The organism is Bacteroides sp. 3_2_5 (genome assembly GCF_000159855.2).
GTDB lineage: Bacteria > Bacteroidota > Bacteroidia > Bacteroidales > Bacteroidaceae > Bacteroides > Bacteroides fragilis.
On sequence record NZ_JH636044.1, the window covers coordinates 377,479 to 402,608 of the forward strand.

Sequence of the window (25,130 nt, forward strand, 5' to 3'; positions counted from 1 at the left end):
TCAATAATTGTAGTAAAATGAAAATAAATAAATTGCTTTTCGGAATGCTGCTGCTTCTGTTGGCTTCCTGCGGTTCATCCCGCAAGGTGGAGAAACAATCGGAGCAAGTTGCCGTTCAGGAAATAAATCTCACTCCGGAGCAGCAACGTAAATATGACTATTTCTTTCTTGAAGCATCGCGCCTGAAAGTGAAAAAGGAGTATACGGCTGCTTTCGACCTGTTGCAGCATTGCCTGGCCATCAATCCGAGCGGTTCGGCAGCTCTATACGAGATTGCCCAGTATTATCTTTTCCTTAAACAAGTGCCGCAAGGACAAGAGGCATTGGAGAAAGCAGTCGCTTATGCCCCTGATAATTATTGGTATAGTCAGGCATTGGCCGGTCTGTACCAACAGCAGGATCAGAAAGAAAAAGCGATAGGAATACTCGAAAAGATGGCAACGCGTTTTCCTGCTAAACAAGATCCGTTGTTCAACCTGCTCGATTTATATAATCAGAAGGAAGACTATGGCAAAGTTATTTCTACCCTGAACCGTATAGAGGAAAAAACGGGAAAGAATGAGCAGATCACCATGGAGAAGTTTCGTATCTATCTGCAAATGAAGGACGACAAAAAGGCTTTTGAAGAAATAGAGAGCCTGGTCAATGAGTATCCGATGGACTACCGCTATCAGGTGATTCTGGGAGATGTCTATATGCAGAATGGCAAGAAGCAGGAAGCTTATGATACTTATAAGAAAGTACTTGCCGCAGAACCGGACAATCCGATGGCATTGTTTTCATTGGCTTCGTATTACGAGCAGACCGGACAGAAAGAACTGTTTGAACAACAAATGGATACTTTGCTACTGAACCGGAAAGTTCCTTCGGATACAAAGGTGAATGTGATGAGGCAGTTTATCGTCCAGAGCGAACAGGAGGGAAAAGACAGTACACAGGTTATCGGACTCTTTGACCGGATGATGCAGATGGATATGGATGATGTGCAAATTCCGATGCTTTATGCACAGTATCTGCTATCCAAAGGAATGGAGGCACAGTCTATTCCGGTATTGGAGCAAGTAGTACAGATAGATCCTACCAATAAAGCAGCACGCATGACTTTATTAGGTTCCGCCATCCGGAAGAATGATTATGAGCAGGTGATTAAGATCTGTGAGCCGGGGATTGAGGCAACTCCGGATGCCTTGGAGTTTTATTTTTATCTGGTTATTGCATATAATCAGGCCGAACATTGGGACGATGTACTGGAAGTCAGCCGGAAAGCACTAGAACATGTCACTCCGGAGAGTGACAAGCAAATGGTCTCCGATTTTTATACAATTATAGGTGATGTATATCATACCAAGAAGTTGATGAAGGAAGCATATGCAGCGTATGATTCAGCTTTGGTTTACAACCCGTCCAATATAGGTGCACTAAATAATTATGCTTATTATTTATCGGTAGAGCGCAGAGATCTCGATAAGGCAGAGGAGATGAGCTATAAAACCGTAAAAGCCGCACCGAACAATGCTACTTATCTGGATACTTATGCCTGGATTCTTTTTGAGAAGGGAAACTATGCTGAGGCCCGTATCTATATTGACGATGCCATCAAGAATACCAAACCGGAAGAAGAGAGCAGCGTGGTGTTTGAACATTGCGGGGATATCTATTTTATGACCGGTGACGTAGAAGGTGCTTTGAAATATTGGAAGAAAGCACTGGAACTGGGCACTGAATCGAAAACACTTAAACAGAAAATAGAAAAAAAGAAATACATTGCAGAATGAAAGGAAGTAAGTTGAAACAAACTGTCATTAAACAGTCGTACCTGCTGCCTTTGCTACTTATGGTAGTTCTGCTTGCAGGTTGTAAAACATCAAAGGTGGTCAAGACTACACCGGTAGAACCGGCTTATCTGTCATCTAAACTGCAACTGACAGTGCCCAACAAAAACGGCAGTATGACCGTAAGCGGCAGCATGAAGATGAAAAGCGGTGAACGAATCCAGTTATCTGTCCTGATGCCGGTATTCCGCTCGGAAGTAATGCGTATGGAAGTTACCCCGGATGAGGTGTTACTGATTGACCGTATGAATAAACGTTATGTGCGGGCAACCCGTGATGAGCTAAAGGGAATACTGCCCGAGAATGCTGATTTTGACCGGTTGGAGAAACTTTTGTTCAAAGCTTCACTTCCGGGTGAGAAAAAGGAGCTCACAGGACGTGAATTGGGAATTCCATCTCTGGAAAAGGCAAAGGTGAGACTATCTGATTTCTCGACTGCCGAATTCGAATTAATACCTACTGAGGTATCGTCCAGATACACTCAAGTAGCATTGGAGGATCTGCTAAAAATGCTGATGAAACTATGAACCGCTTTCTTTTGATTCTGATAAGCTGTCTCTGTCTGACAACTACGATTTCAGCTCAGTCCAATAAACTGATCAAAGAGCTGGAAAGTAAACGTGGTGCCCTGCAACAACAGATTGCGGAGACTGAGTCATTGCTGAAGAACACAAAGAAAGATGTGGGTAGCCAGTTGAACGGACTTGCTGCCCTTACCGGACAAATAGAGGAGAGAAAGCGCTATATCATTGCCATAAACAATGATGTGGAGGCTGTAGGCCGAGAGATTGCCGGATTAGAGCGGCAGCTCAGGGGACTCCAGCGGGATCTGAAGGATAAGAAGAAGAAGTATGAATCTTCCGTACAGTATTTGTATAAGAATAAGTCGGTTGAGGAGAGGTTGATGTTTATCTTTTCTGCCAAAAGTCTCGGGCAGACCTATCGTCGCCTTCGTTATGTGAGGGAGTATGCCACTTATCAGCGTTTGCAGGGGGAGGAGATCCTGAAGAAGCAAGAACAGGTGAATCGTAAAAAGAAAGAGCTTCAGCAGGTGAAGGTTGCTAAAGAAAATCTGTTGCGCGAACGGGAAGGTGAAAAGGCTAAACTGGAAGCACAGGAAAAAGAAAAACGTGAGATCGTTGCCGGTTTGCAAAAGAAACAGAAAGGACTGCAAAGTGAGATTAGTAAGAAACGGCGTGAGGCCAACCAACTAAATGCAAAAATTGATAAGCTGATTGCCGAAGAGATAGAACGTGCACGTAAGCGTGCTGAAGAGGAAGCTCGTCGGGAAGCGGCGGCCCGTCGGAAAGCAGCTGCCAAAGAAAGTAAATCGTCTTCGACGGGAGGCGGTACGGTTCCAGCAAAGAAGAAAGCAGAACCTTTGGAACGTTTCACCATGAGCAAGGCCGACCGTGAACTCTCGGGTAATTTTGTAAGTAACAGAGGTAAATTGCCGATGCCTATTACGGGACCCTACATTATTACCAGCCATTACGGACAATATGCTGTGGAAGGATTACGTAACGTAAAACTTGATAATAAAGGAATTGATATACAAGGGAAACCGGGTGCACAGGCCCGTGCTATTTTTGATGGAAAAGTGGCTGCCGTGTTCCAATTGAACGGACTTTTCAATGTACTGATACGCCATGGTGATTATATCTCGGTATATTGTAATCTTTCATCCGCTTCCGTGAAATCCGGTGATACGGTAACGACCCGGCAGGCTATCGGTCCGATTTTCTCGGATGGTAGTGACAATGGACGGACTGTTCTTCATTTCCAGTTGCGCAGGGAGAGGGACAAACTGAATCCGGAGCCATGGCTGAACCGATAAATGCTTTCAGACAGATTATGCACATACATAACAACAAGTCGTTTTTTTAATCTTAAATGAATACAACACATGCGAATCATCACTCTACTAATTACCTTATTTGCTTTTGGGATAACACCGTTACAGGCATTCTCCTATTTTTCTTTTAAGAAGTATCAGGTAGAAGACGGATTATCACATAACACAGTCTGGTGCGCCATGCAAGATAGCTATGGCTTTATATGGCTGGGAACGAGCGACGGTTTAAATTGCTATAACGGACGTGGTAACAAGGTTTACAGAAATGTCCTGAATGATAAGTTTTCGCTAGAGAACAACTTTGTGCAGGCACTTTTTGAGGAAGAGAACCACAATATATGGGTCGGAACCAACTGGGGACTTTATATCTACGACCGTGAACACGATCGTTTCACTTATTTTGATAAGAAGACCCGCTATGGCGTTTTTATCAGTAGTGAGATAAAGAAAATAATAAAGTCCGAAAGCGGTTTGATCTGGATTGCCACTTTGGGACAAGGATTATTTGTTTATAATCCTCAAACGGATGTGTTGACACAGAATAGTCTTCAGACCTCTTTCGTATGGGACGTTTGTGAGAATAACTCTGGACATATCTATGCCTCTTCTTTACAGGAAGGTTTGCTTTGCTTCGATGAAAACGGTAAATTCCTGCAGTCCTATCCTCTTTTGTCTGCCGGCAATAATCCCGATAATTATCGTATCAACTGTTTGCTCGATATCCGGAGTGATATCTGGTTCGGTGCGGGGAGCAACTTGTTGTACTGTCTGAACGAGCGTACCGGCAACCTGGACTGCTATAATGCATCCCATCTGAATTTCGGTGCGATCCGTTGTCTGCTGAATTACTCGGAAACAGAGCTTCTGGTGGGTACCGACAATGGGCTCTACCTTTTTGACTTACATGATAAAAACTTCTCACGAATCGATAATCCGTCAGATCCCAGAAGCTTGAGCGACCAGTCTATCAATGCAATGATGCGCGATGCAGAAGGTGGAATCTGGGTGTTGACCAATTTGGGAGGAGTGAATTATCTGGCTAAACCGACTAAAAGATTCGATTATTATCCTCCTGTTTATCGGGATGGAGGTGTGGCTGCCGGAAAAGTAGTAGGTCCTTTTTGCGAAAATGCTGCCGGGGATATCTGGGTGGGTACTCGTGATGGGTTGTGTTTCTTCGATGTCTCCACTCATCAACTGACCGCTTATCCGATAGGCGGAGGCGTGGATAAGAAGTACGACATACGTTCTTTGTTGTTGGATGGCGAGCGTTTGTGGATTGGTACTTATGCCGAAGGGTTGAAGGTACTCGACCTCCGGACCGGCCATGTGAAATCGTACAATCATCTGCAGGATACTCCGAACACAATTTGCAGTGACGATGTCCTGGCAGTATATAAAGATCGAAGCGGGGATATTTTTGTAGGAACCAGTTGGGGACTGTGTCGTTACAATCCCCGGGAAGACAATTTCTCGACAATTACCACAGTAGGGTCAATGGTCTCTGTGGTTGATATTCTGGAAGACATGTACGACAATCTTTGGATTGGTACATCCAACAGCGGTGTGTTTCGTTTTAATACCCGGAACGGGCATTGGAAACATTTCCAGCATGAAAGGAATGATTCGACTACCATCACTAATAATTCCGTAATTACATTATTTGAAGATCTGAAAGGTACCATGTGGGTTGGTACCAATGGAGGCGGACTTTGTTCGTTCGATCCGAAGACCGAAACATTTATTGATTTCGATCCGGATAATACAATATTGCCCAACCGGGTCATCTACTCCATTGAACAAGACAAGACCGGTGACTTCTGGATATCCAGTAATGCCGGGTTGATAACGATCAATCCGATCACAAAGCAGCATTTCCGCCAATTTACGGTGAATGACGGACTGCAAGGCAATCAGTTTACAGCCCAATCTTCATTGAAAACAGCAAGTGGTAAACTCTATTTCGGCGGAATCAGTGGCTTCAATTCTTTTGTCCCCGATCAATTCATGGATAATCAGTACATCCCTTCCGTATATATTACTGAAATACGTCTGCCTTATACGACGGATGAACGGCTGGTGCAGGATATTCTTCATCTGGAAGGTCCCCTCTATCGTGCGGAAACCATAACGTTACCTTACGAACATAATACTTTCTCTGTGAGCTTTGTAGCCTTGAGTTACGAAGATCCTTTGAAAAACCGTTATTCTTACCGCCTGAAAGGAGTAGATAAAGAGTGGGTTATTAACTCCGAACAGAATACGGCTTCTTATACCAATTTGCCTCCGGGCAAGTATGAGTTTGAGGTACGGGGTTCGAACAACGATCATAAATGGAATGACCAGACTACTTCCTTGCTGATTGTAGTCACGCCTCCATGGTGGCTGACTACATGGGCATATTGTGTCTATACACTTCTCCTCCTCGGTCTTGCCTATTATGCAGGCTGGCATTGGAACCGGCATGTGAAGAAGAAATACAAACGTCGTATGGAAGAGTACCAGACTACGAAAGAAAAAGAGGTCTACAAGTCGAAGATCAGTTTCTTTATTAATCTGGTGCATGAAATCCGTACTCCACTGAGTCTGATCCGGCTTCCTCTTGAGAAACTATTGGAAGATAAACGAGAAGGGCGGGATGCCAAGTACTTATCGGTAATCGACCGGAATGTCAATTACCTTTTGGGGATTACCAACCAGTTGCTCGACTTTCAAAAAATGGAAAATGGTGGGGTGCAGTTGAGTCTGAAGAAGTGTGATATCAACCAATTGGTAAGTGATGTTCACAGCCAGTTTACGAGTCCCGCCGAACTGAAAGGCATCTCAGTGATGCTCGATCTGCCGGAAGGCGAGATCTTTGCTTCGGTCGATCGTGAAAAGGTCTGCAAAATTATCGTCAACCTGATAGGTAATGCAGTAAAATATGCCCAAAGCCGTATCGATATCAAATTAGTCTCTTCCGATGAAGGCTTCCGGGTTTCGGTGAGTGATGACGGTCCGGGTATTCCGGATGTTGAAAAGCGGAAAGTATTTGAGGCGTTCTACCAGGTGAAAGACGGAAAATCGGGAGCAGTAGGTACAGGTATCGGTTTGGCTTTCTCCAAATCACTGGCTGAAGCACACCATGGTACGTTGAGCCTTGAAGATAGTGTATATGGTGGATCCTCTTTTGTCCTCACTTTGCCTTGGGGTGAAGAGGCTGTATCCGAAGAACCGGAAGTAGTGATACCGGATGGTCGGGAAGCGGCTGACGAAGAACAGGGTACCGAGTTATCGGGCAGTAAATTTACCATTCTGTTGGTGGAAGATAATGTCGACTTGCTGAATCTGACCCGGGAATCTCTGAGTACCTGGTTTAAAGTCTTGAAAGCTCAGAATGGCCGGCAGGCACTTGAGGTACTTGCCAACGAGACAGTGGATGTGATTGTCAGTGATGTGATGATGCCGGAGATGAACGGTCTGGAGTTAACGGCAAAAGTTAAGTCGGACATTGAATACTCCCATATACCTGTCATCCTGTTAACTGCAAAAACGACACTGGAAGCCAAGGTGGAAGGCTTCGAGTGTGGTGCCGACGTATATATTGAAAAACCGTTCTCTATCCGTCAGTTACGCAAGCAGATTGAGAATTTGCTGAAGCTGCGCCAAGCCTTCCATAAAATGATGTCTGAATTATCAGGTGGCAATGGGGCTGCCCCTATCAGCCCGGTAGAATATTCTGTGTCTCAGAAAGATTGTGAATTGATGGCTAAGGTTCGGGCAGCGGTCGAGGCACAGCTTTCGGACGAGAACTTCTCCGTTGATACACTGGCAGAGTCACTCAATATGAGCCGTTCCAATTTCTATCGTAAGATAAAGGCCTTGGTCGGTATGCCGCCCAATGATTACCTGAAGACTATCCGTTTGAATAAAGCTGCCGAGCTGCTGAAAAGCGGAGTGCGCATAACCGAAGTGTGTGAGAAAATCGGCTTCAGTTCTTCGTCCTATTTTGCCAAATGCTTTAAGATTCAGTTTGGAGTATTGCCGAAAGATTATCATTGATACAAGTGCGGACTCCGCATTATCCCAAGATATATGATGCACCCAGGGGATAGATGACTGTCATCGCTTAAACAATCAGTACCCTCTTTACTCTTCTTTCAGTTGATGGAAAAAGAGTAAAGAGGGTATTGACAAAGAGAGGATGTATAACTGTGTATACAATAGATCGATCGGATTGTACTATTTAATTTGCGTTCCTTCTTTGCAAGGTTTTCCCAAAACAGGCATCCCGTTTGCATCCCAGCTTATTTTTTGCAGACGGGGACTACGGGAGTCTGTTGCTCCCGGTGCATCGTTGGGGATTTTTCGGGCATGATAAAGCATGTACCATTCCTTTTCATCCGGTGTAGGGACAAAAGAGGGACTACCCGGTCCGAAAACACTGTCTTCGGGTTGCTGTTCAAAGACAGGAGTATCCTGCTTCTTCCAGGATGCCGCATTGGTCAGGTCACTGCCGGCATCAGCAGTCAGCAGTCCGATGCAATAGTAGGGAGTCCAGCTTCCACTGGCACAGTAGTATATCAGCACTTTGTCCTTGTTCTTCGATTCAAAGAATTGTGGGGACTCGTTGACGTGGATTGGGTAAGCTGTTTTACTGCCATCAGGTGAGATCCATTGACGTTCCCATTCATATTCCGGTTCCGCAATCATCACCCTGTCCGACGAGAGTGTCCACGGATTTTCCATCCTGGCAATATAGATACATTGAGTTTCTGTTTCAATCCGGCGCTTAGGCCATCCACACCAAATGAGATAACGCTGACCCTGATGCTCGAATGTACTGGCATGGATTGCCCAATTATCGTCTTTGTCAGTTTTAATTCGTCCTTTCATCACAAATTCACCTTCCAACGGGTTGGGAGAACTGTTTTCTATGACATAGATGTGGTGATTGTCCATGTTGCCGTCATCTGCTGCGAAATAAACATACCATTTCCCGTCAATCCGGTGTATCTCCGGTCCCCAGAGGTGATAAGAGTTGGAGATTTCTTTTGGAATCCATACCTCTTTCCGGACAGCATGTTCCAGGTCGGTGATGTCATTGGTTTCCCAAAGGATAATTTTATTCTCGGCTCCTTGTGTGTAATAATATTTGCCTTCGTGAAAGACAGCCCATGGTTCTGCTCCTACTGCCAATAGTGGATTGGTATAAGTAGCTTCGGAAGGAATCTCTTTAGTGGCAGAAGCTTTCTTGTTTTGACAAGCCGGACAGCAGGTCAGTACCAACAGGAGTAAGGGGATATGTTTGAGTTTCATAGGCTTTGGGTTTTAACAATATTGCAAATTAAATACGTTTTGGGACGAACGGAGACACGTCCGGCTCAAGTTTAGACTATTTTAACGTGAAATCCCGACCGACATCTTTGCTTTGATATCCCGGGAAGAAAATCCTAACAAGATGTCGTGGCTACCCCGGTCGATGACGAGTCTCCGGCTACCCGTATCATAATGTGAGAATGCTTCTGCCGGAACAGTAATTTCTATACTCTTTGTTTCGCCCGGTTCCAGATATACTTTCCGGAAGCCTTTCAGTTCTTTTTCCGGATGTTCCACTGTCGTATCTTTGTTGGATACATAAAGTTGTACGACTTCTGCGCCTGCCGTTCTTCCGGTGTTGGTGAGTTTACAGGTGACTGTTACCGAACCGTCCGTTTTCGGAGTACCGACAGTAGGTGCCGAAAGTTTAAAACGGGTATACGACAATCCGTAACCAAATGGATATTGTACTTCCCGTTTCAGTTTATCGTATCCACGATATCCGACAAATATACCTTCGGTGTACTCTACATGCTTGTCTCCGTCCGGATCGTAGTAGCTGTGAAAAGTGGGATTGTCTTCCCATCGTTTCTCAAAAGTGACAGGTAATTTCCCCGAAGGATTGAGCTCCCCGAAGAGTGTACGTGCGATTGCCGTTCCGGCTTCCTGGCCTCCGTACCATGCCCATAGTAGTCCTTTCAGGGAAGGTTCCCAGCTTTGCATCTCTACATTGCCCCCTGCATTGACGATACCTACTACGGGACGTTTAGATTGCAGCGTATTCTGCAGTAATTGTGCTTCGTCTTCGGGGAGTTCGAAGGTACGGTCTCGTCCTTCTCCTTCCGTATCTGAGTTGAATCCGATACAAGCCACTACCAGGTCGTTTCGGTTCAGTGCTTCAACGAATAAATTGTTTGAGGCATTCTTCTGTTTCCATATAAAATTGACAGCAGCACCTCCGCCTTTCTGGAAGTATTCTATCTTCAGGTCATACTTTTTACCGGCTTCCAGCATGCAACGATAAGTGGAATTGCGGAAAGCACCTTCGTGCCATTCGTCTGCGATGAGTTTTCCATCGATATATAGTCTGTATCCATCGTCTCCGCCAAGGGTGAACAGGTATTCATCTGTTTCCTGTGGACAGATGGTTCCATTCCACCGGACGGAGAATTGCTCTTTGGGCATCTCTTTTAATCCCGTACCACCCGACCAGGAATAGTTTATTTTCGTCTCAGTCTGTTCCACTTTCGGAGTGCCTTCTAAATTCATGTTATCGAAGTACTGAGCACGGAAGCCTTTTTGCTTTCTTTCAGTATCGGTAAAAATAATAGTCGGTAAATAGTCGTATACATCCAGATATTCTACCCGGATGCCTCTTTCGGCGGCTTCTTTGCGTATACCGTCCAATACGGATACATATTGGAACGGATGTACTTCACCACTGCCGCCTCCGCAAACATATCCTTGTGCGTTTTTACCTACTACAGCGATTGTTTTCACTTTGCCGGAGCGGATCGGAAGGATCTGGTTGGTATTCTTCAGCAATACCAAGCCTTCACTCGCCACGTTCAAAGCGGTTTGGGCGCATTGCGGATTGTTCAGTGGGATATGAGTATCCGGCTGCTGTGTTTCCCGGAATCCGAAAGCAAGGAGAGTTTGCAGGATGTGGCGTACCTTTTCGTCTATCATTTCGATTGTGATATCACCTGTTCGTAAGTAGTACTTCAGTTCTTCGGGTTGCATCTTGCTTCCGGCAGGCATCTCGAGATCTAGCCCCCCTTTTACGGCAGGGATGCAATGATGAGTCGATCCCCAGTCGGACATTAGGATTCCCTTGAAGCCCCATTGCTGTCTTAGTACATCTTTCAGCAGCCACGGGTGTTCGGTAGTATAAATTCCGTTCAGCAGATTGTAGCTTGACATCACTGCACCTACTTCGGCTTCTTGTACGGCTGCCCGAAAAGAAGGGAAATAAATTTCGTTTAGAGTTCGTTCATCAATATCCGAACTGATATGATCACGATCATAATCCGAGTTATTGGCGATAAAGTGTTTGATGGTAGCCATGACCCCTTGCCCTTGTACGCCTTTTATATATCCGGTTGCCATGCGTGAAGTGAGATACGGGTCTTCTCCCATATATTCGAAATTACGTCCACACATCGGAGCACGGTAAATGTTGACTGCAGGACCTAAAAGGACATGTACTCCTCGTGCGCGGCAATCTTTACCCAAGGAACTTCCGTATTCCGTAGCCAATTGTTCGTTCCAGGTGGCAGCCAGCATCAGCGCACACGGATAAGCAGTAGAGGGCCCGTGTGTTCCCAGCCCTTGTGGGCCATCGCTCATCTTCAGTCGGGGGATGCCGAAACGTTCCAGCGGACGGGTATACATCCAATTGATACCCCCTATATAAGACAGTTTTTCGTCAAGGGTCATTTGTGAGAGTATTTTTTCCGCTTGTTGTTCCACATCGGCAGTGAATCGTTTTTGGGCGGTGCTAAAAAGACATTGAAGGGTGAGTACTCCCCATAACAGGAGTCGGCGGCAAGAAGTTGCCAAGGAGGTAGTTGCTTTCATTTTAGTAAGATTATTGGTTTGTGCAGGTCTGTTGTGAATTTACCACAAAGTGCACGGAGAGCATGAGAGGAAATCTTCTTTGAGATATGCTGACTTGTTTAACAGTAAGCTACAACTCCGTGTCCTCTGTGGTAAATCTATATTAGAGTTCGCTGATTTCCGAGTACAGTTCAATCATGCAGGAATTTTCCAGCAAGCTTTTGAACTTGTCTTTCCGGTTGCCCGACCAGTCGTTGTTCAGCAGCCCGTTTTCATCGCGGGTGTACTGCCAGGCATAGTCTGCATTGTCGATCATAGCTTTTACATAAGTATCGTTTTTGTCAACTTCGTAAAGGGCTTTCAGACCACGGAAAAGGATGACGTTGAACCATGGGCTAGACGGGAAAAACTTCATTTCTCCTTTTACCGTTGGTTGCGGTTTCAGGAAATGCTCGTAAGATCCCTTGGCCGTTTGTTGTGCATCTTTCAGGTATTGTTCGTCACCGGTGGCCTGATAGAGCAATACACCTGCCTGAATCATCTGTCCGCTGTTGTACGTATATTTGGCATAACCGATCTTGCCTTGCAGGTTCTTGTTGTCCCAATAGACAAAATCCGACGGATCGCGCAAATTATCGCGTGTCCACTGGTAAGTTGCCATTGCCTGGTCGAGGTATTTTTTATCTTTGGTCAACTTGTAGAGCTTCATGCAAAGAACCGTTGCAGGTGCGTTCGAGCAAGTATTCTTTGATTCCTTTTTCTGTTCGCACCAGTAGATTCCACCTCCCAGTTCGTCCGACCACCCGGAGTAGATGTAGTCGTGCAGGGCGATGGCTTTCTTTAAGTACTCTTTGTTCTTTGTCACGGCATAATAGTCGCAAAAGTCGATCGCTACCCAATCGTTGTCATCATAGTAACGGTCGTTTTGTCCGGCGAAGGCCGGATAAGACTGATAACATTCCGGCTGGCGGGTGGTATCCCAGTACAAGTCGAGTCCGGGCTTGATCTGTTTGTCCATCAGTTTTTTGTACTTCTTGTTGCCGGATGTTTTATAAAGCGATACGCAACCTGACACCATTGCCGAATAAGGCCATAAGAAGGATACTTCTTGTTGAGTAACTTCCGAACCGGTGTTGGCTGTATATGTAATTTGTTGTTTGGGATTCCGTGGATAAGTCTCCATCAGCAATCCATACTTCTTTACCTCATAAAGAGACAGCACTTGTTCAAGGAGTGAATCGGCTCTCTGAAGGTAGATTTTACCTCCCAACTGTGCTGACAGACAAGCCGGAACGAGCAGGAAGGTGAGGGCAATGAATGATTTTCTCATACTTGTATTTAAATAATGGCAATCAGTAATTGAGTCGGGGGTACGGTCTTTACAGGCCACTATCCGGTTGTATACCCTACACCCGACAACGACTCAACTATTGATTTGCAAAATAATAAAATAGCAGATAACAGTTGAAAGCCTCCCTTTCATGAAAGTATCCCATCACAGGTAAACAGATTTCTGCAATGTCCCCTCATAGGGAGGCACTCCTTTTATTTTATTTTCTCAAAAATAGCTTTGATTCGTTTCATATCCAATTTCGGAGTACGGTCATAATAGTAGATACCGTTTTTCTCCTGTTCCACGTCAGTCAGCTGAGTATAGCAGAAACCTGTCACATGCGGTGAGTCGATAAAAGCATCGATCTGACCTTCCAGACGCTTGTAGAATGCTTCTGCATTTTCAGGCATACCACCGTATCCCCATGAGTTTTTGCGATCTTTCTCTGCCATCCAGGGGATACCGCCGAATTCGTCAACCATGTAAGGTTGTCCCTCGTAAACGGCCAGGAAGTCCTTGTCACGCGCATTGCGGTAAGGCTCTTTACCTTCTTCCATTTTTAGCTGTTCAGTCAGTTTGGCACGATCCTGCTCGTAGTTGTGTACGCTCCAGATATCTGTTATCACATGGTTATCACCACTGGCGTCGTTTACCGGACGAGTCGGATCGATGGCTTTGGTAATGTTGTATACGTCACGTACCAGGCGGACATAAGCATCTGGACCGCCACCCCAGGTTTCATTGAAAGGAGTCCAGGTTACGAGTGAGGGATGATTGCGGTCACGAACCACTACTTCGCTCCATTCACCCAGGAAGTTACGCGCAGCCAGCTCCTTGTTTACATCGAGCATCCAGCTTGCCGATTCTCCCCAGGTGATGTATCCCAGTTTGTCGGCCCAGTAATAATATCTCTCTTCAAATACTTTCTGGTGAAGACGTGCCCCGTTGAAACCGGCTTCTTTTCCCAATACGATATCGTTCTTCAGATCTTCATCGCTCGGAGCTGTCCAGATACCTTCCGGATAGAATCCCTGATCGAGTACCAGACGTTGGAAGTAAGGCTGGTTGTTCAGATAGAAACGTCCGTTGGCTGTGTGCACTTTGCGCATACCGGCGTATGATTTCACTTCGTCCAGTACGTTACCTTTGGCATCTTTTACCTGATAAACGAGATCGTATAAGAACGGATCTTCCGGCGACCACAGTTTCATATTCTTCACCGGCAGAACTACTACCGAACTGTTGGCACAATTTACACTTTTCTTGGCAACGGTTTTATTTCCGTCTTTCAAGGTGATTTCCAATGTGTTGGCCGATTCATTATAAAATTCCGGTTCGATGACCAACTGTTTCTGGTCGATGTCCGGGCGTACGAATACTGACTTCAGACCGTCGGCTGAGACAGCTTCCATCCATACAGTCTGCCAGATACCGGTAGTACGGGTATAAGAGCAGCCTCCCGAATAATAGTTACCGCATTGCTTTCCTCCGGTTTGTAGTCCGGAACGGAGATCATCTTGTACGAATACCACCAGATTGTGAGTCTTTCCGGGGGTAACATAGCGAGTCAGATCTACGGCAAACGAAGACGAACCGCCGAAATGACGTTGTACGAATTTACCATCGACGTAGATCTCCGCACAATAATCCACAGCACCGAAGTTCAGGAATATCTTTTTTTCATTCCAGTCCGATGGGATGGTAATATTGCGTTGATACCACATCTGTTCGATGAAATCGGTATAGCCTACTCCCGAAAGTTTACTTTCCGGGCAGAAGGGTACAGTGATGTTCTTATCAAACTTCTCTGCCGACTGCAGACGGCGGTCTTTTCCTGATTTACCAAAATCGAAATCGAATGTCCAAGTCCCGTTCAGGTTTACCCATTGTTCCCGTTCGAACTGTGGACGGGGATACTCCGCTCGCGGAGTATCTGCACTGAAACAGGACCAGCTGTTTAGCATGAATAGCATTGCTGCTGCTAAAAGTTTTTTCATTGTAATTGTGTGTTTGAGTCCTTCTTTCCCCTCCACTTGCAGGCAGGAGAGAAAGGAGGACTTGTGTATGAATATTGAGTTATTATTATAATGGTTCGGAGTGATTATTCACCTCTCTATCGGGAGGCTCCCACTACCGGAAATTCCGTTATTCTTAATGTAGTGCATCCATAAGGAATCAGGGTGATTTCTGTTTCCGGCCCTTCGCCTCCGCTACAGAAAGAATAAGGTTGAGGCCCTGCCATTTCGTTGTAAAGTTTCCATGAAGGTACCAATCTTGCTTTCATCCGTATTTCTATCGGGGCATTTTCCTTATTCCAGGGGAATACGGAAGATTGCTTTTCCGTATGAATCGTTACACGGGCATGTTCGTTCGCTTTGTTACGATTGAAATCAACCAATCCATAGTTCCATGGTTCGGTAGGAGTCACTGAGTAATAATACGGACCATACCACGGCTCTTCAAACTCTTTCTTCTCCCATTTTTCTTCCATCTTCAAGGCAAATACCAACGGACCGCGTTCAATGGTTACCGAATTTTCATACCAGGTGCTGGCAGTGACTTCCATCGGCAGATGGAGTTCCACCCGGTCCCCTTTTTTCCAGTTGCGGTTGACAATGGCCATCCGGCCTCCTTCGGCATGTTGAAGAAGTTGTCCGTTGACTGATATTCCGGCTTGTCTACACCATTTCGGGATACGTAATTGGAGAGCGAAGTTTACTTCTTTCCGTTTTTTGTCCATCGATTGGAGGGTGAAACTTATTTTGTCATCCATCGGATAATAGGTTTCTTCACTGAAAGTTACCGTACACCCATCCGCTACTTTGGCCGTCACTTCCGATGGAGCGTATGCTGTAACAGCCAGTCCGCCGTCAGGAGTGGCATACCAGAGGCTTTGGGTGAATTTAGGCCAACCTTGGTGCATGTTCGATGCACAACAAGGATATCCCGTCAGCAGCCCGAAACAGTTGTCCGTTCCTCCGTGATCCTGATCGAAATTGCGACGATGGCGTGATACCATCACCTGGTTGGCTTGTTGGAAATATTGTTTTGTCATAAAATCGTCTGAAATCTGGGTGGGCAGTGCGTTGAATGCAATCCTTTCCAGATGGTCGGCGAAGTCGATATCTCCCGTGATCTCTACCATTTTTTCCAGCGAGTACATCAGTTCCACAGCTGAGCAGAGTTCTGAACCTTGGGTCGGATTGTTGCCATGCAATGCCTCGTCACCACCATACATACCCTGCGGTTGTCCGTGGAACTGGCGAATGTCACGAAAAGCACATTTAACCGCATCGAGATACATTTTGTCGGGCTCTTGCTGATAATAGATGACAGGCTCTTTGATACCTTGTGCCAGGTTGACACAGTGAATCGTATTGATACGTTTCAGGTCTCCCCGGTTCACCATATCTACAAAGCTGAAACTTTGTTGATGAATCAGTTTGCCGAGATCGAGTAGGAATGAATCACCGGTGATATTATAGAGCCAGTATACGGCCTGAAGATTATCGCAGGCACGGAACTCTGCCCAAAAAGTCCAGTTGCCGAGCGGCTTTTCCGGTAACGTTTTCAGTTGATAACGGAAATAGTCGGTCATAAACCGGATGACCCGTTGATCGTTCGTGGCAGAATAATATTGCTGGAGTATTTTCAGCATCACCATACGCGGCCACCAGTCGTGAGAGTTATCCCGTTGTATGCCGGCCTCTCCGGGATAGTCTTTGGCCGGACCGAAGAAACCGTCTTCCCGCTGACTTTTTAAAGCCCATTCTATCCAAGGTTGCACTTTAGCTTTCAGTTGCGCATCGTCCAGGATATATGCCAGAGGAAGTAAACCGTCAATCCAGTATGGTCCTCTTTCCCATTGATCACCGTCGCCGCCGAGCCAGCCGTTGCGTTCGCCCATCACCAGCGGATACAGTTTGTCCATTTGCCCGGTTGCCCCGTTTTTCTGCCTTACCAACATTTCCTGTAACCATCCTTTTGCCTTAATGCTGCCTAACGGTAGTTCCATCAAAGGTTTGCGTACCAATGGATAGCGGTTGTTGGTATAGTTCTCGGGGGTATCGGCCCGGAGCCCGCTTCCCAAGGAAGAGAAGCAGAGGCCCAGTCCGATGAGCAGATATGTAAATGTATTTTTTTTCTTCATGAGTGTCTTTCGATTAATGCTTTATCACCGGGTATCTTTTACTCTCTTGTGTTCGGGAAAGCCGAAACCCGCAGTCTGGCTGATCCCATCGGAATCAGGGTGATTTCTTCTTTTTCCCCTTTCGGAGCGTCCATTTCAGGAAGTTCGCTACACAAGTCGTATTGATCGATAACCCATGAAGGAACCTTGCGTCCGATAGCTTTTACCTCGATAGGTGTACTTGCGACCGTGAACGGGAAGTTGTCAGCCGGCCATTCTTTGTGTACTACTTTAAAGTCTTTCAAAGGTTCGTTCTTACCGAGTACCAATGCGTAGTTCCAAGGAGTTTTTGCATAGATCTCGTATGTCGGCCATTGGCTGGCGTCAGCGCCTTCCTGCCATTTAGAGTCACCGATAGCCGTAGCGCGGCTGTCCTTTTTCACATAATCTTCGTCAATTTTCAGTGACATTGTCAACGGACCGTAGTCTACGCTTACACTGTTTTTGTTCACTTGCCATGTACGCATCGAAAGTTGCATCGGCAGTTGAATCTCCACTTGGTCATTGTCTTTCCATTCGCGATTGATGCAGGCATATTGTCCGGCTTCGGGGTTAGCCGCTACTTTTTTGCCGTTAACAAAGATAGTTGCACCCTCTGTCCATGAAGGGATTCTCAGATAGAACGGGAAACTTACAGCTTTCGGAGTATTTACCGTAAACCGGATGGTTTCCTCGAAAGGATAATTCGTCTGCTCGTGAAGGCTTATTTCGTTTCCGTCACCCACTTTCACCGTTGCTTTGCAGGCGGCATACATGGCGGCCGCTACACCATTATCCGGAGTAGCCAGAATCAGATGCTCGGCATAATAAGGCCATCCCTGTGCGTGGTTATGCTGGCAGCAACGGCTGCTGAACGGGTTCATTGCCAGGAAAGGTCCCCGGTTGTCGATGCCCGGATGATGATTCTTTGAGTCGCTGACCGTCTGGTTAGGGCAAGTGATGTAACGTAATCCTTTGAAATCCGGCATCACGGCAGCCGGATAACTGTTGAAAGCCACTTCTTCGCAGTGTTCTGCCCAAAGCGGATCACCCGTCATACAAAGCATCAATTCATCGGAAGCCATCTGTTCTACCAATCCGCAGGTCTCTACTCCCTGACGTGGGTCGATAGAACCCATGCGGGCATTTTCGTCGGCACCGAACATACCGCCCGGTACTTGTCCGAAAGTACGGCGTATCAGATTGTGTACATTATAAGATGCTTTCAGCATGGCTGAATCTCCTGTCATCATATAATAGGTAGCCGGCTCGCGGAAACATTGTGCGATGTTTACATTGTGCCAGTTCGGCAGTGCCGACGGGCGGGTCCAGTCTGCTGTGTTCCGGTGTATCTTCTCAGCCAGTTCCAGTAAGAATTGATCTCCTGTGCGGTTATAAAGCCAATATACGCTTAACAGGTTATCTCCGCCACGGCTGTTTTCCCAATAGTCCTCCAGGAATTGTTCGTCCGGTACACTTAACTGCCATTTAAAGTAATTGGTCATCAGGTCGATTACCCGTTGGTCATTTGAATATTCATAATAGGATTGCAGACACCAGAGCATAATCATCTGTGCCCACAATTCTCTTTTTCCGTTCCGCTCGTTGATGGGACCAAAGTATCCGTCGGGCTGTTGGCTGGCGAATGCTCCTTCGAGCCATACTTTAGCTTCATCAATCATTTTCTGATCCTTTAATATATAAGCCAGGTTTCCGTATCCTTTCAGCCAATAGGGGACTTCTTCCCATCCGTGATCTCCTCCTTTGGTCAGCCAGGCATTATTCTCTTTGCCCAGCCATGCACTGATCTCATTCAGGTGACCGGTCAGACCGTCTTTCTGTAATTCGAGATATTTCTTCAACCATCCTTCGGGCTGAATACTTCCGACGGGCAGTTTAATGAAATTCATCGGTTTCAGTGGCAAGCGGTTTCCTACATAGTTTACGTTGGTTTGTGTACAGTCGGGGCGGTTCACGATGGTTACTGCCGACGATGATTGATCGGAAGTACACGATGCTGCCAGTAATCCGGCTGTAAATAGGATTCCGGCCAAGCCTCCTTTCAGACTTTTCATCTTTTTCATGTTTGGGTGTTTTTACTTATGGTTATTATTTAGGGGTTATTTCAATACAAATCAGTAGCTTCATCTGATATCATGCTACAAAGTTTGTGAATTCTGTATGAAATGTGCGACACAAACTATTCAATAAATAGCAATTACTGACCAATACGATGCGAAATGCGGGTTATGTGAATATTAGAAGTATAAAAAGAACAGATTCTTTTGTTTATTGAGCAGTATTTATCCCTTTATTCAACGAAAATGTTTTTTCTTTGTAGCATCTTAATAACAGAAAGCTATGAAAACAAAGATCTACCTGCTATTTATTACTACCTTATTCTTCTGCGCCGGTTGTGGCAACAAGAGCGGCGGACAGAAACAGGAGTCGGTAAGTGCGGCAAAGGATACATATGTAAATCCTTTGTTTCCGGAAGGGGCCGATCCGAGTGCTCTTTTCCATAATGGTAAGTATTATTATACCCATGGAACGGAAGATAAGATCATGCTTTGGGAAACGTCCGATATCACTGATATGGCTCATGCGGTTTGCAAGATAGTGTGGAAGCCTCAGGATCCATCCAACAGTTGTCATCTCTGGGCACCGGAGATTCACTATATCAATGATAAATGGTATATATATTATGCAGCCGACGACGGCAATACGGATAATCACCAGTTGTACGTACTTGAAAACTCTTCACCCGACCCGATGGAGGGAAAGTTCGAAATGAAAGGAAGTATCATAACCAATCCCGAATGGAATTGGGGGATACAGGCCACCACTTTCGAACATAAGGGAGTCCGCTATCTGGCCTGGTCCGGATGGCCCAAAAGGAGAACCAATGCCGAAACTCAATGTATCTATATTGCCAGGATGAAAGATCCGTGGACACTCGATTCACCCCGTGTCCTGATATCCAAACCCGAGTATGAATGGGAACGGCAGTGGGTCAATCCGGATGGCAGCCGTACGGCTTACCCCATTTATGTGAATGAAGGGCCTCAGTTCTTCCATTCGAAAGATAATAAGACGTTGATTCTATATTACGCTGCCAGCGGTTCGTGGTCACCCTATTACTGTGTCGGGATGTTGACTGCCGATGCCGAGAGTGATTTGTTAGATCCGGCTTCCTGGACAAAGAGTTCGGTTCCGGTATTTCAGCAATCGTTGGAGAATGAAGTTTATGGTCCGGGTGGACTCTCCTTTGTTCCCTCGCCCGATGGGACTGAATGGTATATGATTTACCATGCCCGTCAGGTGACCAATGGAGACACTGGGAGTCCTGAAACCCGTAATCCGCGAATACAAAAAATAGGATGGGATGCCCATGGAATGCCCGATTTGGGGATTCCGGTTCGTGCAGGGGTTACCTTGCCGAAACCTTCGGGTACTCTTTTGAAATAAAATAGTCATTTAGAACATTTTTTCCTTAGTCTGACAGGTAGCCGCCTACCTGTCCCGGGGATCGTATTGCATCATTAATAGGTTAAACATAATTTGAAGACAATGAAAAAGAGCATTTTAATTGCAGTTCTGACAGCGTCGATAGCTACTTCCGCTTTTGCACAATGGAAACCGGCAGGAGACAAAATCAAGACAAAGTGGGCTGAGCAGGTGAATCCTGAAAATGTATTGCCCGAGTATCCACGTCCGGTGATGGAACGGGGAGAGTGGAAGAACCTGAATGGTTTGTGGAATTATGCCATCACCGAGAAAGGAGCTGCTCCTTCAGCTTACGAAGGTCAGATTCTGGTTCCTTTTGCCATAGAGTCCAGCCTTTCGGGTGTTGGTAAGAAAGTCGGCCCCGACAAAGAACTTTGGTATCAGCGTACTTTCACAGTACCCGCTTCCTGGAAAGGTAAAAAAGTGATGCTGAACTTCGGTGCTGTAGACTGGAAAGCTGATATTTGGGTCAATGACATTAAGGTGGGACAACACACCGGAGGATTTACTCCTTTTTCACTCGATATTACGGCTGCTTTGGCTACTAAAGGAGACAATAAACTTGTTGTGAAGGTATGGGACCCGACAGATCGCGGACCTCAGCCTCGTGGCAAACAGGTAAACCGTCCGGAAGGCATCTGGTATACGGCTGTTACCGGTATCTGGCAAACTGTCTGGATGGAGCCTGTGGCCGAACGTCATATTACTAATGTTCGTACGACTTCGGACATCGACCGTAAGAAACTCACAGTGGACGTTACTACCAGTACCAGCTGTCCTTCGGAAGTTGTCGAAGTAAAGGTCTTCGATGGTAAACAGCTGGTTGCTACCGGAAAAGGATTGAACGGCCAGACTATTGACATTCAGATGCCTGCTGATGCCAAACTGTGGAGTCCTGCTTCTCCGACTCTTTATTCTATGCAGATTGCCCTATTGAGCAATGGTAAAGTGACCGATAAAGTAGATAGCTATACAGCTATGCGCAAATACTCTACCCGCCGTGACAAGGACGGAATTGTACGTTTGCAGCTGAACAATGAAGATGTGTTCCAGTTCGGTCCTCTCGATCAAGGATGGTGGCCCGACGGACTGTATACAGCTCCGACAGACGAAGCGTTGGTTTATGATATTCAGAAAACCAAAGACTTCGGATTTAACATGATCCGTAAACACGTGAAGGTGGAACCGGCACGTTGGTATACACACTGTGATAAACTGGGTATCATCGTATGGCAGGATATGCCGAACGGCGACCGTGAACCGGAGTGGCAGATGTACAACTACTTCACCGGCAATGAACTGAATCGTAGCGAGGAGTCGGAACAGATCTATCGCAAAGAGTGGAAGGAAATCATGGATTATCTGTACAACTATCCTTGTATCGGTGTATGGGTTCCGTTTAACGAGCGTTGGGGACAGTTCAAGACTGAAGATATCGCGACATGGACAAAGAAGTATGATCCTTCACGCCTGGTGAACCCGGCAAGTGGCGGCAATCACTTCCCTTGCGGTGATATTCTTGACCTGCATCATTATCCCAATCCGTCACTTGACTTCTACGATGCCGGACGTGCTACCGTGTTGGGTGAATATGGCGGCATCGGCCTGGCACTGAATGAACATCTTTGGGAACCGAACCACAACTGGGGATACGTGAAGTTCAATTCACCCGAAGAAGTAACTAAACAATACGTTGAATACGGCAATGAACTGTATCGGTTGATTTCAAGAGGTTTCTCAGCTGCTGTCTATACACAGACTACGGATGTAGAAATGGAGGTGAACGGACTGATGACATACGACCGTAAAGTGATTAAGGTGAATGAAGCTCAGGTGAAAGCTATCAATACAAAGATATGCAATTCTTTAAATAAGTGATTAGAGTAGGGTGTCGATAGGTACACAGGTTTTTGATTAAGGTAAAGATTGTTGAAGGATACTATTTAGATTGAAACATACTAATAAATAAAATAATGAAAAAACTATTCACAATGGCTTTAGCAGTCGGTATGCTGTGCAATGCGCAGGCAGCCGACCTGTATAAGGCAAGTAGAAATGTTGCTTTGCGTGCGCCGGCGGTGCCTCTCATCACTTCCGACCCCTATCTGTCCATCTGGTCGCCCACAGATGCGCTGAACGAAAGCAGCACTATGCACTGGACCGGAACGGAACATCCTTTGTTGGGTGCTATCCGTGTAGACGGGAAGACTTACCGCTTTATGGGGAAAGATAAATTGAATCTTGAAACCCTTGTACCCATGACCGATACCGATACCTGGCAGGGGAGTTATACTTTCGATGAGCCGGCTGCGGGATGGAACGCCCTTTCGTTCAATGCTGCCGGATGGAAAGAGGGACAAGGTGCTTTCGGTACTCCCGATATGCCTCGTGTCCATACTCGCTGGACTACTCCGGACATCTGGGTTCGCCGCGATTTCCAGATTAACGATGATATGAACGGAGAAACCATCTATCTGAAATATTCGCACGACGATGTATTCGAACTCTACCTGAATGGTGAAAAGCTGGTTGCTACAGACTATTCATGGAACAACGACGTATTACTCGAACTATCGGATGCAGCCAAGAAGAAGCTGCAAAAAGGAAAAAACGTACTTGCCGCACACTGTCACAACACAACAGGAGGTGCTTATGTAGATTTCGGCCTTTATCGTCTGAACAAACAGACGACAGGTTTTGAGACGGCAGCCGTCCAGAAATCGGTAAGCGTACTCCCCACACAAACTTACTACACGTTTACTTGCGGTCCGGTGGAACTGGACCTGGTGTTTACCGCACCTTTGATGATGGACGACCTCGATTTGTTGTCTACTCCCGTTAATTATATTTCTTACCGCGTTCGTTCGCTGGACAAAAAGCAACATGATGTGCAGATGTATGTGGAGACCACTCCGCAGCTTGCCATCAATGAACTGACGCAACCTACCCGTTCGAAAGTGATCCGCCGTAACGGTATCAATTATGTACAGGCAGGGACTATCGACCAGCCTATCCTCGCACGAAAAGGAGACGGTATCTGTATTGATTGGGGATATGCTTATCTGGCAGGAAATATAGGTGCCAATACAGCTGTCAGCCTGGGTAACTATTATGGTATGAAGAACGAGTTTGCTACCAAGGGTTCTTTGTTGCCTACACAAGCCGAGTGCGTGACCCGTCGTGCCGACCAGATGCCGGCTATGGCCTATACTGACGATCTGGGTGAAGTAGGTACCGATGGCAAATCCGGCTTCCTGATGTTGGGTTACGATGATATTTATGCTATCGAATACTTCTATCAACCTCGTATGGCCTACTGGAAGCATGATGGTAAGGTAAGCATCTTCGATGCCTTTGAGCGTGCCAAAGCAAACTATGCGTCTGTCATGGAACGTTGCCGTGCTTACGACGAAATGATTCTGAACGATGCAGAAAAAGCAGGTGGCAAAGAATACTCTGAACTGTGTGCATTGGCTTACCGTCAGGTGATTGCCGCCCATAAGCTGTTCAAGGATGCGGATGGTAACTTGCTCTTCTTCTCTAAAGAGAACAATAGTAACGGTTGTATCAATACTGTCGACCTGACTTATCCGTCTGCTCCGCTCTTCCTGGCTTATAACCCCGAATTGCAGAAAGGCATGATGACCAGTATCTTTGAATATAGTGCCAGCGGACGTTGGAACAAGCCTTTCCCGGCTCACGACCTGGGAACTTATCCTATTGCTAACGGACAGGTATACGGTGGTGACATGCCGATTGAAGAAGGCGGAAATATGGTAGTCCTGGCTGCTGCTATTGCCAAGGTAGAAGGTAACGCCGACTATGCTAAGAAGTATTGGGATTTACTGACCATTTGGACTGATTATCTGGCGGAATACGGACAAGATCCCGAGAACCAACTCTGTACTGATGACTTTGCCGGACACTGGGCACATAACGCCAACCTTTCGGTAAAAGCGATCATGGGTGTAGCTGCCTACAGTGAAATGGCCCGTATGCTCGGTATGGATGATGTAGCCGACCGATATGCTGCCAAAGCCAAAGCAATGGCTACCAAATGGGAACAAATGGCTCGTGAGGGTGATCATTATCGTCTGGCATTCGACCGTGAGAATACCTGGAGCCAGAAGTACAATATGGTTTGGGACAAGATGTGGAATCTGAACCTTTTCCCCAATAATGTGATTGAGAAAGAAATTTCTTATTATCAGACCAAACTGCAAAACCCTTATGGACTTCCGTTGGATTCCCGCAAGGAATATACTAAATCCGACTGGATTATGTGGACTGCTGCCATGTCTTCTGATAAGGCTACTTTCGAGAAATTTATTTCTCCGGTATATAAGTATGCTAATGAAACCGTATCACGTGTTCCGCTGAGCGACTGGCATCATACCGATAGCGGTAAGTTTGTCGGTTTCAAGGCACGTTCCGTGATCGGTGGTTATTGGATGAAGGTATTAATGGATAAAATGCAGAAGTAATAAGAACCGGTATATAATTAGGGTTTATTATCAAGGGTTGTATCAAAAGCTTGTTTTGCTTGGATACAACCCTTTTTTCTTTCCAAGAGATGTT

Annotated in this window: 13 protein-coding genes; 7 read left to right on the forward strand and 6 right to left on the reverse strand. The window is 46.0% G+C overall.

The window, feature by feature from the left end; all coding sequences use genetic code 11:
• Positions 1–17: 17 nt before the first annotated feature.
• The 4 genes from BSHG_RS15915 to BSHG_RS15900 all read left to right on the forward strand — a co-directional run bounded on the left by BSHG_RS15915 (position 18) and on the right by BSHG_RS15900 (position 7,728).
• Positions 18–1,775 (forward strand): tetratricopeptide repeat protein, encoded by a 1,758-nt coding sequence (locus tag BSHG_RS15915; protein ID WP_014298184.1) that lies wholly within the window; start codon positions 18–20, stop codon positions 1,773–1,775.
• A complete protein-coding gene (locus tag BSHG_RS15910; protein WP_005784040.1) occupies positions 1,772–2,359 on the forward strand; it encodes a DUF4292 domain-containing protein in 588 nt (195 codons plus the stop codon). Before BSHG_RS15915 ends, BSHG_RS15910 begins: the two co-directional genes overlap by 4 nt.
• Entirely contained in the window at positions 2,356–3,669 is a 1,314-nt protein-coding gene (locus tag BSHG_RS15905; protein ID WP_008658058.1) for a murein hydrolase activator EnvC family protein, read from the forward strand. The genes BSHG_RS15910 and BSHG_RS15905 overlap by 4 nt, the downstream gene beginning before the upstream one ends.
• Before the next feature lie 69 nt (positions 3,670–3,738).
• Positions 3,739–7,728, forward strand: a complete 3,990-nt coding sequence (locus BSHG_RS15900; RefSeq protein ID WP_008658059.1) for a two-component regulator propeller domain-containing protein — start codon at positions 3,739–3,741, stop codon at positions 7,726–7,728.
• A gap of 180 nt (positions 7,729–7,908) precedes the next feature.
• Here BSHG_RS15900 and BSHG_RS15895 read toward each other — a convergent pair whose 3' ends face one another.
• The 6 genes from BSHG_RS15895 to BSHG_RS15870 all read right to left on the reverse strand — a co-directional run bounded on the left by BSHG_RS15895 (position 7,909) and on the right by BSHG_RS15870 (position 19,129).
• Complete coding sequence (locus BSHG_RS15895; protein WP_005801860.1) at positions 7,909–8,985, reverse strand: family 43 glycosylhydrolase; 1,077 nt, start codon at positions 8,983–8,985, stop codon at positions 7,909–7,911.
• Between the two features lie 81 nt (positions 8,986–9,066).
• Positions 9,067–11,565: a glycoside hydrolase family 3 C-terminal domain-containing protein gene (locus BSHG_RS15890; RefSeq protein ID WP_008658060.1), complete on the reverse strand. Its 2,499-nt coding sequence runs from the start codon at positions 11,563–11,565 to the stop codon at positions 9,067–9,069.
• A gap of 142 nt (positions 11,566–11,707) precedes the next feature.
• Positions 11,708–12,874, reverse strand: coding sequence for a glycoside hydrolase family 76 protein (locus BSHG_RS15885; protein WP_008658061.1), 1,167 nt, complete (start codon positions 12,872–12,874; stop codon positions 11,708–11,710).
• Between the two features lie 215 nt (positions 12,875–13,089).
• Positions 13,090–14,874 carry a glycoside hydrolase family 2 protein gene (locus BSHG_RS15880; protein WP_014298185.1) on the reverse strand — a complete coding sequence of 595 codons (1,785 nt, stop codon included), beginning with the start codon at positions 14,872–14,874 and terminating at the stop codon, positions 13,090–13,092.
• A 116-nt stretch (positions 14,875–14,990) separates the two neighbouring features.
• Entirely contained in the window at positions 14,991–17,027 is a 2,037-nt protein-coding gene (locus BSHG_RS15875; protein WP_008658063.1) for a beta-L-arabinofuranosidase domain-containing protein, read from the reverse strand.
• A 38-nt stretch (positions 17,028–17,065) separates the two neighbouring features.
• A complete protein-coding gene (locus BSHG_RS15870; RefSeq protein WP_008658064.1) occupies positions 17,066–19,129 on the reverse strand; it encodes a beta-L-arabinofuranosidase domain-containing protein in 2,064 nt (687 codons plus the stop codon).
• Positions 19,130–19,406: 277 nt separating this feature from the next.
• Between BSHG_RS15870 and BSHG_RS15865 the strand changes: the two genes are divergently transcribed.
• From BSHG_RS15865 to BSHG_RS15855, 3 genes are all read left to right on the forward strand, one after another.
• On the forward strand, positions 19,407–20,513 hold the full coding sequence (locus BSHG_RS15865) for a family 43 glycosylhydrolase (protein ID WP_008658065.1): 1,107 nt from the start codon (positions 19,407–19,409) through the stop codon (positions 20,511–20,513).
• Positions 20,514–20,615: 102 nt separating this feature from the next.
• Positions 20,616–22,430 (forward strand): glycoside hydrolase family 2 protein, encoded by a 1,815-nt coding sequence (locus BSHG_RS15860; RefSeq protein WP_005784059.1) that lies wholly within the window; start codon positions 20,616–20,618, stop codon positions 22,428–22,430.
• Positions 22,431–22,525: 95 nt separating this feature from the next.
• Complete coding sequence (locus BSHG_RS15855) at positions 22,526–25,036, forward strand: glutaminase domain-containing protein (RefSeq protein ID WP_005784061.1); 2,511 nt, start codon at positions 22,526–22,528, stop codon at positions 25,034–25,036.
• The last annotated feature ends 94 nt before the right edge of the window (positions 25,037–25,130 follow it).

Excerpts from the sequence above, each read along its gene's own strand:
- BSHG_RS15880 (WP_014298185.1), bottom strand. The coding sequence starts at position 14,874 with ATGAAAAAACTTTTAGCAGCAGCAATGCTATTCATGCTAAACAGCTGG.
- BSHG_RS15860 (WP_005784059.1), top strand. The coding sequence starts at position 20,616 with ATGAAAAAGAGCATTTTAATTGCAGTTCTGACAGCGTCGATAGCTACT.
- BSHG_RS15885 (WP_008658061.1), bottom strand. The coding sequence starts at position 12,874 with ATGAGAAAATCATTCATTGCCCTCACCTTCCTGCTCGTTCCGGCTTGT.
- BSHG_RS15865 (WP_008658065.1), top strand. The coding sequence starts at position 19,407 with ATGAAAACAAAGATCTACCTGCTATTTATTACTACCTTATTCTTCTGC.
- BSHG_RS15910 (WP_005784040.1), top strand. The coding sequence starts at position 1,772 with ATGAAAGGAAGTAAGTTGAAACAAACTGTCATTAAACAGTCGTACCTG.
- BSHG_RS15915 (WP_014298184.1), top strand. The coding sequence starts at position 18 with ATGAAAATAAATAAATTGCTTTTCGGAATGCTGCTGCTTCTGTTGGCT.
- BSHG_RS15870 (WP_008658064.1), bottom strand. The coding sequence starts at position 19,129 with ATGAAAAAGATGAAAAGTCTGAAAGGAGGCTTGGCCGGAATCCTATTT.
- BSHG_RS15895 (WP_005801860.1), bottom strand. The coding sequence starts at position 8,985 with ATGAAACTCAAACATATCCCCTTACTCCTGTTGGTACTGACCTGCTGT.
- BSHG_RS15900 (WP_008658059.1), top strand. The coding sequence starts at position 3,739 with ATGCGAATCATCACTCTACTAATTACCTTATTTGCTTTTGGGATAACA.
- BSHG_RS15855 (WP_005784061.1), top strand. The coding sequence starts at position 22,526 with ATGAAAAAACTATTCACAATGGCTTTAGCAGTCGGTATGCTGTGCAAT.
- BSHG_RS15875 (WP_008658063.1), bottom strand. The coding sequence starts at position 17,027 with ATGAAGAAAAAAAATACATTTACATATCTGCTCATCGGACTGGGCCTC.
- BSHG_RS15890 (WP_008658060.1), bottom strand. The coding sequence starts at position 11,565 with ATGAAAGCAACTACCTCCTTGGCAACTTCTTGCCGCCGACTCCTGTTA.
- BSHG_RS15905 (WP_008658058.1), top strand. The coding sequence starts at position 2,356 with ATGAACCGCTTTCTTTTGATTCTGATAAGCTGTCTCTGTCTGACAACT.